General features: G+C 62.2%; 15 protein-coding genes and 1 pseudogene. 9 read left to right on the top strand and 7 right to left on the bottom strand.

All coding sequences use genetic code 11. The annotated features are described in order from the left end of the window. Positions 1 to 177: 177 nt before the first annotated feature. Positions 178 to 615 carry an Lrp/AsnC family transcriptional regulator gene (locus NKJ91_RS26170; protein ID WP_352449541.1) on the bottom strand — a complete coding sequence of 146 codons (438 nt, stop codon included), beginning with the start codon at positions 613 to 615 and terminating at the stop codon, positions 178 to 180. 129 nt (positions 616 to 744) lie between these two features. Between NKJ91_RS26170 and rocF the strand changes: the two genes are divergently transcribed. Next, complete coding sequence (gene rocF / locus NKJ91_RS26165; RefSeq protein WP_352457836.1) at positions 745 to 1,665, top strand: arginase; 921 nt, start codon at positions 745 to 747, stop codon at positions 1,663 to 1,665. A gap of 3 nt (positions 1,666 to 1,668) precedes the next feature. Further along, the gene (gene ocd, locus NKJ91_RS26160; protein ID WP_352457835.1) at positions 1,669 to 2,736 is read left to right on the top strand and encodes an ornithine cyclodeaminase; all 1,068 of its coding nucleotides are present in this window, start codon (positions 1,669 to 1,671) and stop codon (positions 2,734 to 2,736) included. A 16-nt stretch (positions 2,737 to 2,752) separates the two neighbouring features. On the opposite strand, the gene NKJ91_RS26155 is transcribed toward ocd, so the two are convergent. After that, complete coding sequence (locus NKJ91_RS26155) at positions 2,753 to 2,914, bottom strand: hypothetical protein (protein WP_023677058.1); 162 nt, start codon at positions 2,912 to 2,914, stop codon at positions 2,753 to 2,755. Positions 2,915 to 3,185: 271 nt separating this feature from the next. Between NKJ91_RS26155 and NKJ91_RS26150 the strand changes: the two genes are divergently transcribed. From NKJ91_RS26150 to NKJ91_RS26135, 4 genes are all read left to right on the top strand, one after another. Then, positions 3,186 to 5,135 (top strand): PrkA family serine protein kinase, encoded by a 1,950-nt coding sequence (locus tag NKJ91_RS26150; RefSeq protein ID WP_023677059.1) that lies wholly within the window; start codon positions 3,186 to 3,188, stop codon positions 5,133 to 5,135. Positions 5,136 to 5,154: 19 nt separating this feature from the next. Beyond that, positions 5,155 to 6,477: a YeaH/YhbH family protein gene (locus NKJ91_RS26145; RefSeq protein ID WP_352457834.1), complete on the top strand. Its 1,323-nt coding sequence runs from the start codon at positions 5,155 to 5,157 to the stop codon at positions 6,475 to 6,477. Then, positions 6,477 to 8,015 (top strand): SpoVR family protein, encoded by a 1,539-nt coding sequence (locus NKJ91_RS26140; protein WP_352457833.1) that lies wholly within the window; start codon positions 6,477 to 6,479, stop codon positions 8,013 to 8,015. The genes NKJ91_RS26145 and NKJ91_RS26140 overlap by 1 nt, the downstream gene beginning before the upstream one ends. Positions 8,016 to 8,114: 99 nt before the next feature. After that, positions 8,115 to 8,606, top strand: a complete 492-nt coding sequence (locus NKJ91_RS26135; RefSeq protein WP_352449548.1) for a DUF1772 domain-containing protein — start codon at positions 8,115 to 8,117, stop codon at positions 8,604 to 8,606. A gap of 120 nt (positions 8,607 to 8,726) precedes the next feature. Here the strand turns inward: NKJ91_RS26135 and NKJ91_RS26130 are convergent, their stop codons facing one another. Together NKJ91_RS26130 and NKJ91_RS26125 are read right to left on the bottom strand one after the other, a co-directional pair. Beyond that, a complete protein-coding gene (locus NKJ91_RS26130; protein WP_352457832.1) occupies positions 8,727 to 8,972 on the bottom strand; it encodes a hypothetical protein in 246 nt (81 codons plus the stop codon). A gap of 48 nt (positions 8,973 to 9,020) precedes the next feature. Next, positions 9,021 to 11,021, bottom strand: a complete 2,001-nt coding sequence (locus NKJ91_RS26125) for a protein-L-isoaspartate(D-aspartate) O-methyltransferase (protein WP_352457831.1) — start codon at positions 11,019 to 11,021, stop codon at positions 9,021 to 9,023. A 301-nt stretch (positions 11,022 to 11,322) separates the two neighbouring features. Between NKJ91_RS26125 and NKJ91_RS26120 the strand changes: the two genes are divergently transcribed. Together NKJ91_RS26120 and NKJ91_RS26115 are read left to right on the top strand one after the other, a co-directional pair. Further along, the gene (locus NKJ91_RS26120; protein ID WP_352457830.1) at positions 11,323 to 13,734 is read left to right on the top strand and encodes a phosphoketolase family protein; all 2,412 of its coding nucleotides are present in this window, start codon (positions 11,323 to 11,325) and stop codon (positions 13,732 to 13,734) included. After that, complete coding sequence (locus NKJ91_RS26115; protein WP_352457829.1) at positions 13,734 to 14,915, top strand: acetate/propionate family kinase; 1,182 nt, start codon at positions 13,734 to 13,736, stop codon at positions 14,913 to 14,915. The genes NKJ91_RS26120 and NKJ91_RS26115 overlap by 1 nt, the downstream gene beginning before the upstream one ends. Positions 14,916 to 14,952: 37 nt before the next feature. Here the strand turns inward: NKJ91_RS26115 and NKJ91_RS26110 are convergent. Both NKJ91_RS26110 and NKJ91_RS26105 read right to left on the bottom strand, forming a co-directional pair. Beyond that, a pseudogene (locus NKJ91_RS26110) lies at positions 14,953 to 15,108 on the bottom strand (histidine kinase); the annotation flags it as partial. A 161-nt stretch (positions 15,109 to 15,269) separates the two neighbouring features. After that, positions 15,270 to 15,485, bottom strand: a complete 216-nt coding sequence (locus NKJ91_RS26105) for a KTSC domain-containing protein (RefSeq protein WP_352457828.1) — start codon at positions 15,483 to 15,485, stop codon at positions 15,270 to 15,272. Between the two features lie 112 nt (positions 15,486 to 15,597). On the opposite strand from NKJ91_RS26105, the gene NKJ91_RS26100 reads away from it, so the two are divergent. Beyond that, positions 15,598 to 16,200, top strand: a complete 603-nt coding sequence (locus NKJ91_RS26100) for an alpha-ketoglutarate-dependent dioxygenase AlkB (RefSeq protein ID WP_352457827.1) — start codon at positions 15,598 to 15,600, stop codon at positions 16,198 to 16,200. A gap of 54 nt (positions 16,201 to 16,254) precedes the next feature. On the opposite strand, the gene NKJ91_RS26095 is transcribed toward NKJ91_RS26100, so the two are convergent. After that, the gene (locus tag NKJ91_RS26095; protein WP_352449554.1) at positions 16,255 to 16,719 is read right to left on the bottom strand and encodes an NUDIX hydrolase; all 465 of its coding nucleotides are present in this window, start codon (positions 16,717 to 16,719) and stop codon (positions 16,255 to 16,257) included. Positions 16,720 to 16,762 lie beyond the last annotated feature (43 nt).

The raw sequence follows: 16,762 nt of genomic DNA, 5'->3' as shown, positions 1-16,762 counted from the left end.
CCATCACAGCCATCATGCGAAAGCTCATCATCCTCGCAAACGCACTACTCAGGGACAATCGGACCTGGACACCATCTCTCCCTTGACCAACACGGATACTCTAACCGCGGCGGCAATTGAAGGTTCCGTGGCTTCGGATTTCGTTATCGCTACAGGTCCAAGGCGGTTCCTCGAAGGTCACAGCCGCGCCTTGGTGGTGCGCGGCGTTGCCAGGAGCAGGCTTGTTTCGCTGCCGGTAATTCCGGGGATCAGGCGGATACGTCTCAGCACCGCGTCGAACTCGCTCAGGGTCTGGGTTCCGAGTTCTATCACCAGGTCCCACCGGCCATTGGTGGTGTGGATGGTCGAGACCTCGGAGAAGCCGCCCAGCGCCCGAATGACGCGATCGGCGGCGTGGCCTTCGATCTCGATCATCATGATGCCACGCACGCGCTGATCGACCGCGTCGGCGCGCAGAATGACGGTGTAGCCGACGATGACGCCGTCTCTTTCAAGCCGCTCGATCCGGGACCTTACCGTTGCCCGGGAGACACCCAGGCTAACGGCAAGGTCGGAAATGCTGCGCCGGGCGTCGTGCCGCAAAGAGGTGATGATCTGCTCGTCGAGGCGGTCCATGATTGCTCACAACGGAAGTAGATGCTGCCGCTATGGTAAGGCACTTCGACAAATTTGCCAATTTGACATGTTCATTCTGCCAGCGATGCCGGCTTCAATAAAGGCATCGTAATTGGCGGGGTATGACAAATGCATTGCACGATCGTTGGGGCGCCGATCCAGGCCGGCTCAGGCCGCATGGGCTGCGAGATGGGGCCGAGTGCGCTGCGCACGGCCGGCCTGGCCGGCGCACTGACCGAGCTCGGCCATACGTTGACCGACCTCGGAACGATCGTCCCTGCCGACATGCGTCCTGTCGTACACGGCAACGCGGCGGTAAAGGCGCTGCCGGAAATTGCGGCCTGGACGGCGGCAATCAGCGAAACGGCCTATGCCGCGAGCGCCGATGCGATGCCGATCTTTCTCGGCGGCGACCACAGCATTTCGGCCGGCACGCTCGCCGGCATTGCCCGCCGGGCGTCTGACATCGGCCGGCCGCTCTTCGTGCTGTGGCTCGACGCCCACCCTGATTTTCATACGCTCGACACGACGACCAGCGGCAATCTGCATGGCGTGCCGCTTGCCTATGCCAGCGGGCAGCCCGGCTTCGAGGGCTATTTCCCCCGCCTTGCAGCGCAGGTGGAGCCGGCTCGCATATGCGCGCTGGGGATCCGCAGCGTGGACCTGGCGGAAAGGGATGCATTGCGCAGAGCCGGCGTGACGGTCCACGACATGCGTTCGATCGACGAGCACGGCATCGCGCAACTGCTTCGCGCCTTTCTCGAACGGGTGAGCGCCGCCAACGGCATGCTCCATGTCAGCCTCGACGTCGATTTTCTCGACCCGTCGATCGCCCCGGCGGTGGGCACCACCGTTCCCGGCGGCGCCACCTTCCGCGAGGCGCATCTGGCGATGGAAATGCTGCATGACAGCGGCCTCGTCAGCAGTCTCGACCTGGTCGAGCTCAACCCTTTTCTTGACGAGCGCGGCCGCACCGCCACGCTTTTGGTCGACCTGACCGCAAGCCTGATGGGCCGGCGGATCATGGATCGCCCGACGAGGGGGTTCTGAGCCATGACCGTCAATTTGAACATCGTTCCGTTCGTCAGCGTCGACCGCATGATGAAGCTGGTGCTTGCCATCGGCATCGAGCGTTTTCTGGTCGAACTCGCCGCCTATATCGAAGAGGATTTCAGGCGTTGGGAGCTGTTCGACAAGACGCCGCGCGTCGCCTCGCACAGCATTGACGGCGTCATCGAGCTGATGCCGACCAGCGACGGGCAGCTTTACGGCTTCAAATATGTCAACGGGCATCCGAAGAACACGCGTGACGGCCGTCAGACCGTGACCGCTTTCGGCGTGCTTGCCGATGTCGGCAACGGCTATCCGATGCTGCTTTCGGAAATGACCATCCTGACCGCCCTGCGAACGGCGGCCAGCTCGGCGGTTGCCGCGAAATACCTCGCTCCCGAGGCCGCCCGGTGCATGGCGATCATCGGCAATGGCGCGCAATCGGAATTTCAGGCCATTGCGTTCAAGGCGCTGCTTGGCGTCGACAGGCTGCGCCTCTACGATATCGACCCAGCGGCCTCGACCAAATGCATGAAGAACCTTGCCGGCATGGGTTTCGACATCAAGCTCTGCGCGTCGGCGCAGGAGGCCGTCGAAGGTGCAGAGATCATCACCACGGTGACCGCCGACAAGCGGTCGGCAACAATCCTGACCGACAACATGGTCGGGTCCGGCGTGCACATCAACGCGGTCGGCGGCGACTGCCCGGGCAAGACCGAGCTGCATCGCGACATTCTGCTGCGCTCGAATATTTTCGTCGAGTATCCGCCGCAGACGCGCATCGAAGGCGAGAGCCAGCAGCTCGATGCGGACCATCCGATCACCGAATTGTGGCAGGTGATGACAGGAAAGGCAGCAGGCCGGACGGACGCCGGACAGATCACGCTGTTTGATTCCGTCGGCTTTGCGATCGAGGATTTTTCCGCGCTGCGCTACGTCCGCGATCAGCTTCAGCGGACCGGCCTTTACGAGGAACTAGACCTTCTGGCCGATCCCGATGAACCGCGTGACCTGTTCGGCATGCTGCTGCGCGCCGAAAAAGTGGCCGGGCTGGCGGTTGCCGGCAGCTGAGCTGCGATCCTGTCGGTCAGTCCTTCTTTTCCTGGTACAGGCGCTCGGTGGCGCGGTCGCTTTCCCTGCGCTCCGCCGGGCCGCGACGGCGCTGCGTGAGCAGGGCGTAGGCGATCAGGATTGCCAGCAGCAGTGGACCGCCTGCAACAACGAGCAACCACAAACTAGTCTCAAACATCGAACCGTCTCCTTTCCTTCACAACCGGGAAGGACCAGAACCGTTCCTCCGTCTTATCGGAGGTCGCCCGCACGGCGTGGCGCGATTCAGGATTTAATGCTTCGAGCGGGGCGTTCCACGCCTTGTCTGCACTCAGGATGCCCTTATCTAGAGTCTTATCATTCGGTCACAGGCACTCTCTGCAAAGTGAAGGGAACCACAAGGGCTTTCCGACATTTGGTTGTTCAAGAGACAAACGTGCAGCCACACCGGCTCCGGGGCTAGGAATACCATGCGTGAGAATCAATCCGACGTCTTCGATCTGTTTTCCGAGGTTTACAAGAATGCGGCGCAGGAGGAGATAAGCCTCCAGCAATATCTGCTTGCCTGCCGCGAGGACAAGTCGATGTACGCCTCGGCGCCCGAGCGGATGGTCGAGGCGATTGGCGAGCCGACCTTTGTCGATACCAGCAAGGACGAGCGGCTTGGCCGTATTTTTTCGAACCGGACGATCAAGATCTATCCGACCTTCGCCGACTTTTACGGCATGGAGGATACGATCGAGCGTATCGCCGGTTATTTCCGCTATGCCTCGCAAGGGCTCGAGGAACGCAAGCAGATACTCTATCTGCTTGGCCCGGTCGGCGGCGGCAAGTCCTCGCTTGCGGAGCAGCTGAAAAGGCTGATGGAGCAGCGTCCGATCTATACGCTGAAGGTCGGCGGCCAGGTCAGCCCGGTGTTCGAATCGCCGCTCGGGCTGTTCGACCCCGACCGCATGGGCGACCTTTTGGAGGACAAATACGGCATCGCCCGGCGGCGACTGAACGGCCTGATCTCGCCCTGGGCGGCCAAGCGCCTCGACGAATTGTCCGGCGACATCTCCAAATTCAGCGTCGTCAAGCTTATGCCGTCCAGGCTTCGCCAGATCGGCATCGCCAAGACCGAGCCGGGCGATGAGAACAACCAGGACGTTTCGGCCCTGGTCGGCAAGGTCGACATCAGGCAGCTGGAAAACTTCAGCCAGTCCGATCCGGATGCCTATTCCTATAGCGGCGGCCTGAACCGGACCACGCAAGGACTGCTCGAATTCGTCGAGATGTTCAAGGCGCCGATCAAGGTGCTGCATCCGCTGCTGACCGCGACCCAGGAAGGCAGCTACAACGGCACCGAGAATTTCGGCGCTTTCCCCTATCAGGGCATCATCGTTGCCCATTCCAACGAATCGGAATGGCTGCAGTTCAAGAACAACAAGAACAACGAGGCGTTCCTCGACCGTATCCTGGTGGTCAAGGTGCCGTATTGCCTGCGGGTCACCGAAGAGCGGCAGATCTACGAGAAGCTGTTGCGCGAAAGCGAATTGGCCTCCAGCCCCTGCGCTCCGGAAGTGCTCGATATCCTCAGCCGGTTCACCGTTTCGACCCGCCTGGCCGAACACGACAATTCGCCGCTCTACACCAAGATGCGCGTCTATGACGGCGAGAACCTCAAGGAAACCGATCCCAAGGCGAAGTCGGTCCAGGAGTACCGAAACGCGGCCGGTGTCGATGAAGGCATGACCGGCGTCAGCACCCGCTTCGCCTTCAAGATCCTGTCGCAGACCTTCAACTACGACACCGAAGAGGTGGCCGCCGATCCGGTGCATCTGATGTACATCCTGGAAGAGGCGATCAAGCGCGAGCAGTTCCCGAAGGAAACAGAGGCGGACTATCTCGATTTCATAAAGTCGGAGCTGGCGACCCGTTATGCCGAGTTCATCGGCCACGAGATCCAGAAGGCTTATCTGGAATCCTACAGCGAATACGGCCAGAACCTGTTCGACCGCTACATCGCCTATGCCGATGCCTGGATCGAGGATCAGGACTACAAGGATACCGATACCGGCCAGATCCTCAATCGCGAGGTTCTGGACAACGAACTGTCGCAGGTCGAAAAGCCGGCCGGCATCGCCAATCCCAAGGACTTCCGCAACGAAGTGGTGAAGTTCACGCTGCGCGCGCGGGCCAGAAACCATGGCCGCAACCCATCATGGACAAGCTACGAAAAGCTGCGCGAAGTCATCGAGAAGCGGATGTTCGGGCAGGTCGAAGATCTGCTGCCGGTGATCAGCTTCGGCTCCAAGCAGGACAGCGTGACGGAGAAGCGGCATACCGAATTCGTGCAGCGGATGATCCAGCGCGGCTACACCGAGCGCCAGGTCCGCCGGCTGGTGGACTGGTACATGCGGGTGAACAAGGCGGGTTGAAGCCAGCCCGGGGTAACATATGCCGATCTTCATCGATCGCCGACTGAACCCGAAGGACAAAAGCCTCGGCAACCGGCAGCGTTTCCTGCGGCGGGCGCGCGAAGAGTTGAAGCGCACCATCCGCGATCAGATCCGCACCGGCAAGATCGCCGACGTGGACGCCGAGCATGCCGTTTCGATGCCGGCGCGAGGCACCGGCGAGCCGAGCTTCAAGGATGCCCGGAACAGCGGCAGCCGCCAGCACGTCCTGCCCGGCAACAAGCATTTTGCCCCAGGCGACCGGCTGCCTAAACCCGGCCAGGGCGGCGGCATGGGATCCGCCCCGGGGAGAACCGAATCGGAGGACGATTTCCGTTTCGTGCTGTCGCGCGAGGAGGTGCTCGACCTCTTTTTCGAAGACCTCGAACTGCCTGATATGGTCAAGCTCAACCTCAAGGAGATCCTCGCCTTCAAGCCGCGCCGGGCCGGCTTCGCCGCGACCGGCTCGCCGACCAACATCAATGTCGGGCGCACGATGCGCAACAGCCATGGCCGCCGCATAGCGCTCAGGCGTCCCAAGCAGGAGGCGGTCGACGCTGTCGCGCAGGAGATCGCGACGCTGGAGGCGAAGCCGCAAAACGCCGAGATGCGGCAGCGCATCGTGGCGCTGCAGGAAGAGCTTGAGCGGCTGGAGCGCCGCCGCAAGCGGATCGCCTTTGTCGATCCGGTCGATATCCGCTTCAACCGCTTCGACGCCCAGCCGGTGCCGAACGCCAATGCGGTGATGTTCTGCCTGATGGACGTGTCCGGTTCGATGGGCGAACGCGAGAAGGATCTGGCCAAGCGCTTCTTCGTGCTGCTGCACCTGTTCCTGAAACGGCGCTATGACCGCACCGAGGTCGTCTTCATTCGCCACACGCACGAGGCGCAGGAGGTGGACGAGGAGACCTTCTTCTACAACACCCAGAGCGGCGGCACGGTGGTTTCCACGGCGCTCGAGGAGATGCACCGCATCGTCGAGCAACGCTATCCCAGCCGCGAATGGAACATCTATGTCGCCCAGGCCTCGGACGGCGACAATTTCGTCACCGATTCCGAGCGCTGCATCGCCTTGCTCGACGAACAGATCATGCGGCTTTGCCAGTATTTCGCCTATGTCGAGATCCTCGACGAGCGTGAGAGCCACATCTTCGGCGCCACCGACAACGGCACGTCGCTGTGGCGTGCCTACAGTGCGGTCAAGCTGAGATGGTCGAACTTCCAGATGAGCCGCATCGCCACGGCGGCCGACATCTACCCGGTTTTCCGCCAGCTCTTCGCCAGACAGCCGGGTTACCAAAAGAGCGGTGAAAGAGGGGGCTGATGGCGAGCAAATCCGGATTGCTGTTTTCCGGTTCCGACTGGGATTTCAGGAAGCTGTCGCGCTCCTACGAGATCATCGAGGCGGCCGCCACGGAAGAGCTCCACCTCGACGTCTATCCGGTGCAGATGGAGATCATCTCCTCAGAACAGATGCTCGACGCCTATTCCTCGGTCGGCATGCCGCTGATGTACCGGCACTGGTCGTTCGGCAAGCACTACCTCTACCAGGAATTGCTCTATCGCAAAGGCGGACGGGGGCTCGCCTATGAACTCGTCATCAATTCCAATCCCTGCATCGTCTATCTGATGGAGGAAAACACCATGGCGCTGCAGGCCCTGGTGACGGCGCACGCGGCACTCGGCCATAATCATTTCTTCAAGAACAATTATCTGTTCCAGCAGTGGACGGATGCCAGCGCCATCCTCAGCTATCTCGACTTCGCCAAGGGCTACATTGCCCGCTGCGAGGAGCGGCATGGCGTCGATGCGGTGGAAGAGATCCTCGATGCCGCACATGCGCTGATGGAACAGGGCGTGTTCAGATATCACCGGCCGCCGAAACTGTCGTCGGAAAAGCAGCGCGAGGGCGTTCGCGAGCGCCTGGAATACGAGGAGCGTTCCTACAATGACCTATGGCGCACGCTGCCGCCTTCGAAGGACGGCACCAAGCCCCGCGAGACGGATACAATGGCGGAGCGCAAGAAATCGCTCAAGCTGCCCGAGGAAAACCTGCTTTATTTCCTGGAGAAGAACAGCCTGATCCTGGAACCCTGGCAGCGTGAGGTCATCCGGATTATCCGCGTCATCGCGCAGTATTTCTATCCGCAGCGCCAAACGCAGGTGATGAACGAGGGCTGCGCCACCTTCGTGCATTACACGCTGATGAACCTTTTGTTCGACCGCGGCCTGATCGGCGAAGGCGCCATGCTGGAAGTGCTGCGCAACCATTCGAACGTGATCTTCCAGCCGGGCTTCGACGATCCGCGCTTTTCCGGCATCAACCCTTACGCGCTGGGCCTCGACATGATGCAGGACATCCAGCGCATCTCGACCGCGCCGACCGCCGAGGACCGCGACTGGTTTCCCGATATCGCCGGCAATGGCGACTGGCGCCAGAACTTGCTGGACGCCTGGGCCAACCATCGCGACGAGTCCTTCATCCGCCAGTATCTGAGCCCTACCCTGATCCGGAAATGGCGGTTCTTTGTGCTTGCCGATGCGGCCAACGATCCGCACTACGAAGTCGCCTCGATACACAATGAGCGCGGCTACGAGAGCATCCGCGCCGCACTCGCCCACAGCTACGACATCGGCGCCAGCCGGCCGGACATCCAGGTGGTGGACGTGGACCTGCTCGGCGATCGGCATCTGCGCCTGCAGCATAAGGTCAAGGACGGCATAGTGCTGGAAGGCGGCAGCCGCGACGCCACGCTGCGCCATATCCGCAAGCTCTGGGGCTACGAGGTCAGCATGGCCGCGGTCGACGCGCAGACCGGCGCCACAGTCCACGAACGGTCGACCAGCCAGATCGGGGAATGACCGAACCGGACTTGCCGGCGAAGTCGGGTGTCGTTGCCTTTTCCGGATCACCAACGACCCTATCTACGCGCGCACCTTGACATGGTCGGGAGCAGGAGCATGCGCGCATTGATGATCGCCACCCTTCTTCTGGTCGCCGTCTCGATGGCGCTCTCGCTCGCGCACGCACTGGAATTGCCCGGCAAGTTGCGCCTCAAGGAGGCCACCTACAAATCAGTGCAGGCGATCTATTATCCCGGCTTCACGATCGGCGGCTTCGCCGAAATCGGCGGCATCATTGCCCTCGCCATCCTGCTCTACCTGACGCCTTATCCAAGCGCTCGATTCTGGTGGACCCTGGCGGCGCTTGCCTTCCTGCTGGCGGAACATGCGACCTATTGGTTGATCACGCATCCCGTCAATAATTTCTGGGTGCAAGACGTTGCCATGCCGCAATCAGCCGCGACGTTTTTTTCAATGTTCTCTCGAAAGCAGACCGGCGACTGGAGAGACTTGCGCAACGTCTGGGAGGCTTCGCATGTCGCCAGGGCAGGCCTGGCGATGCTGAGCCTCGTCTCAATTGCTATCGCCGCGACATTTTTTGCCGAATAGCGCCGAGGAGATCAAGACGGCGCCCTCGTCCGCCAATTTGCGGCTACGAACGCTGCATCCGTCAGATCAGAGAACGGACCCGGCGGCCGTATTGTCTTAACGTCAAGCGATCCTGCCATTTCAGCGGTCGGCGCGATGCTTGTTGTGGGCGCTTTCCTGGTGCTCGCCGCGGATGATGTTGCGGTCGTCGGGATCGGCCATGTCCTTCGGGTCCGATCTGAGCTCGGCACCGCGCCGGAACGCCTCGCGCTCTTGCCTGGTCTTTTTCAAATCCGCTTCCGCGTCGAAATCCTTGCCGGCGTTTTTCGTGTTCTCGCGCTCTTCGATAATGCGCAATTGCTGCTCATGAGTCTTTTTTCCGGCCATCGGTGACCTCCTTCTTTTGATTTTCCGCTTTCCCAGGGTCCAAATTCGCTACAGCCCGAAAGGATAGGTCTCGGGAAGGCCTGTCCCAACATGTTCCGGCCCAAGCGGCGTCACGGCACTGGTTTCATCGAACCAGACGAAAGTATCGAACTGGCGGGCGAGCGAGGCGTCCGCATAATGGCTGTGGAGCTCGGTTTCGGGCCGGTAGATGACGCCGATAAAGCGTTCCAGCCGGCGCTCCAGAAGCCGTTCGCGCAGCGTGTCGTCGCGCTCGAAATCGAGCAGGAAAGGCGAGACGCCGCTGTCGTGGCAAAGCCGCTCATAGCTGTCGTTGTGGGAAGGCCGAACCGGTTTCACTTCCATGTCGCCGTCCCAGTCGGTGGCGGCGGCCACCGTCCCGGAATGCGTACTGAGCCCGATCAAGGCAACCTCGTCGCCAAAACGCTGGCGGCAGAGCTGGCCGATGTTCAGTTCGTCCCTGACGATCCCCATCTCGGTGTAGCGGGCATCGCCGATATGGGAATTATGTGCCCACACCACCGCCTTGGCGTTCGGGCCGCGGGCCTGCAGCAGGTGCTCCAGCGTTTCGAACATATGGGTGTCGCGCAGGTTCCAGGATTGCGCGCCGCCATAATACATAGTGCGGTAATAACGCTCGGCGGAGGCGACCAGGCGGGCATTCTGGCTCGCGTCGAGGAAATCGATGCCGTCCTGCTGCGCGTAGTCGAGCTCTCTGGAAAGCAGTTCCCGGCATTGCTCGAGCACGGCCTTCTCGCATTTCTGGTAACCGGAGGTGAGTGCGACACGGCCATAGGTGGCCGGGTCGTTCTGCCACGGCGTCAGGCAGCCATAGCGTTCGCGCGCGATCCTTGCGGCCTGTGGGTCGACCCGATCGAGATATTGCAGGACCGCCGCTATCGATCCACCCATATTGTAGATGTCGAGGCCATAGAACCCGGCCCGCCGGGAGGATAGCCTGATCCGCTCATTATGCTGTCGCATCCAGTCGACGAACACGGCGACATCGGTGTTGCGCCACATCCAGGTGGGAAAGCGCTGGAACGGCGGATCGGCGCCGGGCCGCGGCGGCCGATGGCGGACGTAGCGGTCGATCGCCGCGGCATCGGGCCAGTCGGCCTCGACCGCGACGATGGTGAAGCCATGCTTCTCGATCAGCGTGCGAGTGATCGCCGCGCGCGCGCGATAGAACTCAGATGTGCCGTGGCTGGCTTCGCCGAGCAAGACGACGCGGCGGTCGGCAAACCGGTCGAACAGCGCACCGAAGGCCGGATCGTCGAAATCCGGAAGCGGTTCGGCGGCGGCCGCTATCATCTGCGGCAGGCTGCTTCTGCGCTGATGCCGGTGCGGAAGATCGGCCGCTATTTGGCTGTCGCTGCCTGGCTCGCCCCAGCCTTGCTCGCCGATCAGCGGAACAAACCGCACGCCGCCGAAATCCTCCTCGGTGTAGGTTGCGGCGCCGGTACGGGTGACCTTGAGCAGGCGCTGCGAGTCGAATTCATCGCCGACCGGGATGACAAGCCGGCCGGCGACGTCGAGCTGTTCTTGCAGAGCGAGCGGTGCGCCGGGTCCGGCGGCCGCAACCAGGATCGAATCGAAGGGTGCCGCCTCGGGCCAGCCTTTGGTGCCGTCGCCGGTGCGGACTTCGATATTGTCGTAGCCAAGCTTTTTGAACCGTTGCCTTGCCGTTTCAGCCAACGCGGCGTGGCGCTCGATCGTGTAGACGCGTTCGACGATCCGGCTCATCACGGCAGCCGCATAGCCCGAGCCGGTGCCAACCTCGAGGACGTGGTCGCCGGCTCCGACCTCGGCCATTTCGATCATGAGCGCAACGATGTAGGGCTGCGATATCGTCTGACCTTCGGCGATCGGCAGCGGCCCGTCCTCATAGGCGAATTCTTCAAAGCCAGGATCGACGAAAGCCTCGCGCGGGACCTCGCGCATCGCCTGAAGGACATTGCGGTCGCGAATGCCACGGCGGCTCAAGTGGATGTCGACCATTTGGTTGCGGGCATGGGAGAGATCGAGCATCTTTTTGCTCCCCTATGGGCCTCCGCTACAATCGCCCAAGCTGCTCAACGCCACCTCGGCCGGCTCGTATCTCAGGGCCTCGGCAGTCCCTTTGGATTCAAGCAATGCGGTGCATCTCCCTAACCGTTAGCAAGCCCCGAGGTTCCCCAAAAGACCGACCCGCTTTTGTCTGGCGAGGCGGGTTGCAGGATCGGCAAGCGGGCGCTGGCCACGCCGCCCAAACTTATTTCGAGGCAAATCCTTTCTCCGAGGCGACGCCACTCCAGATAACGACGGACGAGGGTATTCCGGAGGCATTTCCATGAACGACGAGGTCCGCACCGCTGCGCACACGACCGGCCTTGATCAGATCGATCTGATGGACCGCTACTGGCGCGCCGCGAACTACATCTCGGTTGGCCAGATCTACCTGCTCGACAATCCGCTCTTGCGCGAGCCCTTGCGGCCCGAGCACATCAAGCCACGGCTGCTCGGCCATTGGGGCACGACGCCCGGCCTCAATTTCATCTATGTGCATTTAAACCGGATTATCCGTGAACGTGGTCTCGATGTCCTGTTCATCTGCGGGCCGGGTCACGGCGGCCCGGCAATGGTCGCGAACACCTGGCTCGAGGGCACCTACAGCGAAATCTATCCCGAGGTCGGCGGGGACGAAGACGGCCTGCGCAAGCTGTTCCGGCAGTTCTCGTTTCCCGGCGGAGTGCCGAGCCACGCGGCTCCGGAGACGCCCGGCTCGATCCACGAAGGCGGAGAGCTCGGCTATGCGCTGGTCCATGCCTTCGGCGCCGCCTTCGACAATCCGAACATTGTGGTTGCCTGCGTCGTCGGCGACGGCGAAGCCGAGACCGGCCCGCTCGCCGCGGCCTGGCATTCCAACAAGTTCCTGAACCCGGCATCCGACGGTGCCGTCCTGCCGATCCTGCATCTCAACGGCTACAAGATCGCCAACCCGACGATCCTCGGCCGCATGGAAGACGAGGCGTTGCGCAGCCTGTTCCTCGGCTATGGCTACGAGACCTTCTTTGTCGAAGGTCATGAACCTGCCACGATGCACCGCGAGATGGCCCGCACGCTCGATACCGTGCTCGACCGGATCCACTCCATCCAGGAGCCCGCACGAGCCGCGGGCTGGAAGGGAGAGCGGCCGCTGTGGCCGATGATCGTGCTGCGCAGCCCAAAGGGTTGGACCGGGCCGAAAGAGGTCGACGGCAAGAAGGTGGAGGATTTCTGGCGTTCGCATCAAGTGCCGGTGTCGAATGCACGCGGCGATGCGGCGCACCGCCAGATCCTGGAAGACTGGATGCGCAGTTACGAGCCGGAAAAACTGTTCGATAAAGGCGGCCATCTCCTGCCGGAGCTCGCGGCGCTGGCGCCCACAGGGTCAAGACGCATGGGCGCAATACCCTACGCCAATGGCGGCCTGCTGAAACAAGACCTGGTGCTTCCCGATTGGAAAGGCCTGGCGCTCGACGTACAGCGTCCGGGCGGTGCTGTCGGAGAGGCGACGCGGACCGTCGGAAGCTATCTTCGCGATGTGATCCGCTTGAACGCCGATGCCAGGAATTTCCGACTGATGGGGCCGGACGAGACGTCCTCCAACCGCCTCGACGATGTGTTCGAGGTCACGGATCGGATCTGGATGGAGCGGATCGAGCCTTACGACGTCCATCTTTCCCGCGACGGCCGCGTCATGGAAGTGCTCAGCGAGCACCTTTGCCAAGGCTGGCTGGAGGGCTATCTGTTGACCGGCCGCCACGGCCTGTTCTCGTGCTACGAGGCGTTCGTCCACATCGTCGATTCCATGGTCAACCAGCACGCCAAATGGCTGAAGACCTCCGGCGAACTTGCCTGGCGCAAGCCGATCGCCTCGCTCAACTACCTGCTGACCTCGCATGTCTGGCGACAGGATCACAACGGCTTCAGCCATCAGGACCCGGGCTTTGCCGATTTCGTCGCCAACAAGAAAGCCGACACGGTAAGGCTCTATTTCCCGCCCGACGCCAACACGCTGCTGTGGATCACCGACCATTGCCTGAAAACCTACAACCGCATCAACGTCATCGTCGCCGGCAAGCAGCCGGCGCCGCAATGGCTGTCCGCCGAGGACGCGGAAGCGCACTGCAAGGCCGGCGCCGGCATCTGGGAATGGGCCGGGACGGTTGCCAAGGGCGAAGATCCGGATGTGGTCCTGGCCTGCGCCGGCGACGTGCCGACGCTGGAGACGCTGGCTGCAGCCGATATCCTGCGCTCGGGCATTCCGGACCTGAATATCCGCGTCGTCAATGTCGTCGACCTGATGATTTTGCAGTCGAATTCCGAGCATCCGCATGGCTTTGCCGACGACAGATTCGACGCGCTGTTCACCAAGGCCAAGCCGGTAATCTTCGCCTATCACGGCTATCCCTATCTCATTCACCGTCTGACCTACCGGCGCGCCAACCACGACAACATGCATGTGCACGGCTTTCGCGAGGAAGGCACGACGACGACGCCGTTCGATATGGTGGTGCTCAACCAGCTCGACCGCTATCATCTGGCGCTCGCCGCGATCGCGCGTGTGCCGGGGCTGGCCGAGCGGGCGAAGGATCTTGCCGCGGCGTTGCATGGGAAATTGGCTGAGCACACGGCCTATGTCCGCGAGCATGGCGAGGACATGCCCGAGATCCAGAAATGGTCTTGGCCGCAGGACGGCGCGACGAGGGCCGGCGATTGATGCGACGATCGATCCTTGCGTTGAATGCCGGCTCGTCCAGCATCAAGTTCGGACTTTACGACCTTGCAGCGTCCGCCGAGCCGGATCTTGCCTCGCGCGGTTCGCTGGATCTGGGCGATGCGCCAAGGCTGATCGCGAAAGCCGCCGATGGGGAGCTTCAGTGCGATCGGCCACTTGCCGCGGACGCATCACGCGACATGGGCATCGGCCAGATGCTGCAGTGGATCGAGAACGAACTTGGCGGAAGGAAGTTGATCGCCGCCGGCCATCGCATCGTCCATGGCGGACGCGAGTTCGTCGAACCTGTCCGCCTGACGCCGACAGTTATCGAGGCTCTCGACAGGCTGACCCCGCTTGCGCCATTGCACCAGCCACGCAGCCTCGCACCAATCCGGGCGCTTGCCGCGCTGCGGCCCGACCTGCCGCAGGTCGGATGCTTCGACACGGCCTTCCATCGGACCATCGAGCCTCTGGTCAGCCGTTTTGCGCTGCCGCGCCGCTATGAGGCAGACGGCATCCACCGCTACGGCTTTCACGGGCTTTCCTACGAATATGTTGCCGGCCGGCTCAAGCAGATATCGCCCGATCTGGCGGCGAAAAGAACCATCGTCGCCCATCTCGGCAACGGGGCGAGCCTGTGCGCCATGCGCGACGGGCGCAGCGTCGATACGACGATGGGCTTTTCGGCGCTTGATGGCCTGGTCATGGGCACACGCTGCGGCGCCATCGATCCGGGCGTGCTTTTGTACCTGCTGCTGGAAAGAGGCGTTTCGGGAGAGACGCTGCAAGACATGCTCTACGAGGAATCCGGGCTGCTCGGCGTGTCTGGTATTTCTGGCGACATGCGCACGCTGGAGGCCAGCGACGACCGCCGGGCTCGCGAAGCGGTGGAGCTTTTCGCCTTCCGCGCCGCCAGGGAAGTTGCCGCCCTCGCCAACACGCTGGGTGGCCTCGAATGCCTGGTGTTCACCGCCGGCATCGGCGAGCACTCGGCCACGGCCCGTAAAGCGATTTGCGACAGGCTTGACTGGCTCGGCGTGGCGATCGACGAGGCCGCCAACAGCTCTCATGCCGCGCTGATGAGCCAGGCGGACAGCAAGGTGGAAGTCCGCATCGTCGCGACCGACGAAGAAGGGGTCATCGCCCGCCAAACGCGCAAGGTGATGGAGGGGGCCGGCTGAGGCGGATGGCCTCGAATGGCGGCGCTTGCTCGACCGGCTACGTCGCGAGGGCGGCCGATCTGCTGAACACGATGGTCACCCGCGTTCCTTTGCCGGGGGCAGAATCCACCTCGAACCGGGCTTTGGCATTTTCGGTCAGCGATTGAGCGACCAGTGCTCCGAGCTTGCCGGGTTTCGGCCAGGTCTCGCCTTCGCTCGGTTTTTTCGGCTTCGGCGGACATTCCAAGCTTTCGATGTTTTGGGTGGGACCATGATCAATATCAGGTCGCTCGCCAACTGCGAAGTCCGCTCATTGCCACCACGCGGCCAGGCATGGCGGAGAGCCGAGATCGTGGTTGAGAAGCGGCTGAAGGCTCAGCTCGAATGGCTCTGCTCGACCAGATGGTATTTGTACCGGTCGCGAATACGCTCGTTGAAGAACCGGCCCTTTGACGAGGCTTTGCGGAATGCCGCGTGGACCTGCGGCGGCACGTCTTCGTAATCATAGCGGTTTCCGCTCGGGACGAACCATACGGAGAGTACCCTCGTCGCCGGCTGGTAATCGATGCTTCTGATCGCAGTTGAAGGCATTCTCAACAGGTCCAATCCACGCCGTCGTGTGAATAACCCTGCACTGAGAGCGAGGTTCCTTGCTGCCGAAGCCAGCCTTGCCGCTACGGGCCGGCTTCACCAAATACGGTTGATGCCATCGCCCAAGACATCGGCTGCAGCCCGCCAGGGCGATCTCTTTGCCGCCACCGACGATCTGCCGGAAGGATTCCGCTACCGGCCCGAACTGATCACGCCGGACGAAGAAGCAGCGTTGGCGAGCCAGCTCGCAAGCCTGCCTTTTCAGGCCTTCGACTTTCACGGCCATCTGGCAAACCGGCGGGTGGTCGGCTTCGGGCTGCGTTATGATTACGACCGGCGCGAAGTCGTCGAGGCACCGCCGATACCCGGCTTTCTGCTGCCGCTCAGGGAAAAGGTTGCAGCCTTCGCCCGCCTGCCCGCCGAGACCTTCGTGCAGGTGCTGATCAACGAGTACCGGCCGGGCGCCGGTATCGGCTGGCACCGCGACAAGCCTCATTTCGAGGCCGTCGCCGGTGTTTCCCTGCTGGCCGCCTGCAGCTTTCGCCTGCGCCGGAAAAACGTCACCCGATGGGACCGCAAGACGGTCACCGTCGAGCCAAGATCGGCCTATCTGATGACGGGTGCTGCGCGCAACGAATGGGAGCACAGCATTCCGCCGGTTGCGGAGCACCGCTATTCGATCACGTTGCGCACGCTGCGGCCGCAACGCGCTTAAAGCAGAGCGGTGAGGAAGCCCGAGCACTGCCCTAAGAACTGGGCTGAAACAAATTCATCCGTCGCCATGCCGGCCGGCAAAGTCCGCCAACATGGCGCGCTGGCCTTTCAGGATCTTGAGGTTGGCTTCAGGCAGGGAGAACCAGCCCGCTTTGTCGACTTCGGCAAATTCCTTCATCGAGCCGGACCTTGGCGGCCATTCCATGACGAAGGTGTTGCTGCTGATGGCGTCGCTGTCGAAATCCGCCTCGACGCACCATGCGATGACGAGCTTGCCGCCCGGCTGCCTGTAGCTGCCAAGGTGTTCGAAAACGCCATCGATGGCGACGCCTAGCTCCTCTTCGGCCTCGCGTTTTGCCGCCGCCAGCTCGTCCTCGTTCTCGTCGACCAAGCCCTTCGGGATCGACCATGCGCCGTCGTCCTTCGTCGCCCAGAATGGGCCGCCCGGATGCACCAGCAAGATCTGGAGATGTCCTTCCCTTCGGCGAAAGATGAGCAATCCTGCGCTGCGTTGGGCCATTCCGCTATTTCCCCTGACGAAAATGAAACGAACGTCCGGGCCG

The sequence above is a fragment of the Mesorhizobium sp. M0040 genome (assembly GCF_040323505.1).
GTDB lineage: Bacteria > Pseudomonadota > Alphaproteobacteria > Rhizobiales > Rhizobiaceae > Mesorhizobium.
Note: the sequence above shows the minus strand (reverse complement) of the source record. Positions and strands in the feature narration are given on the sequence as shown.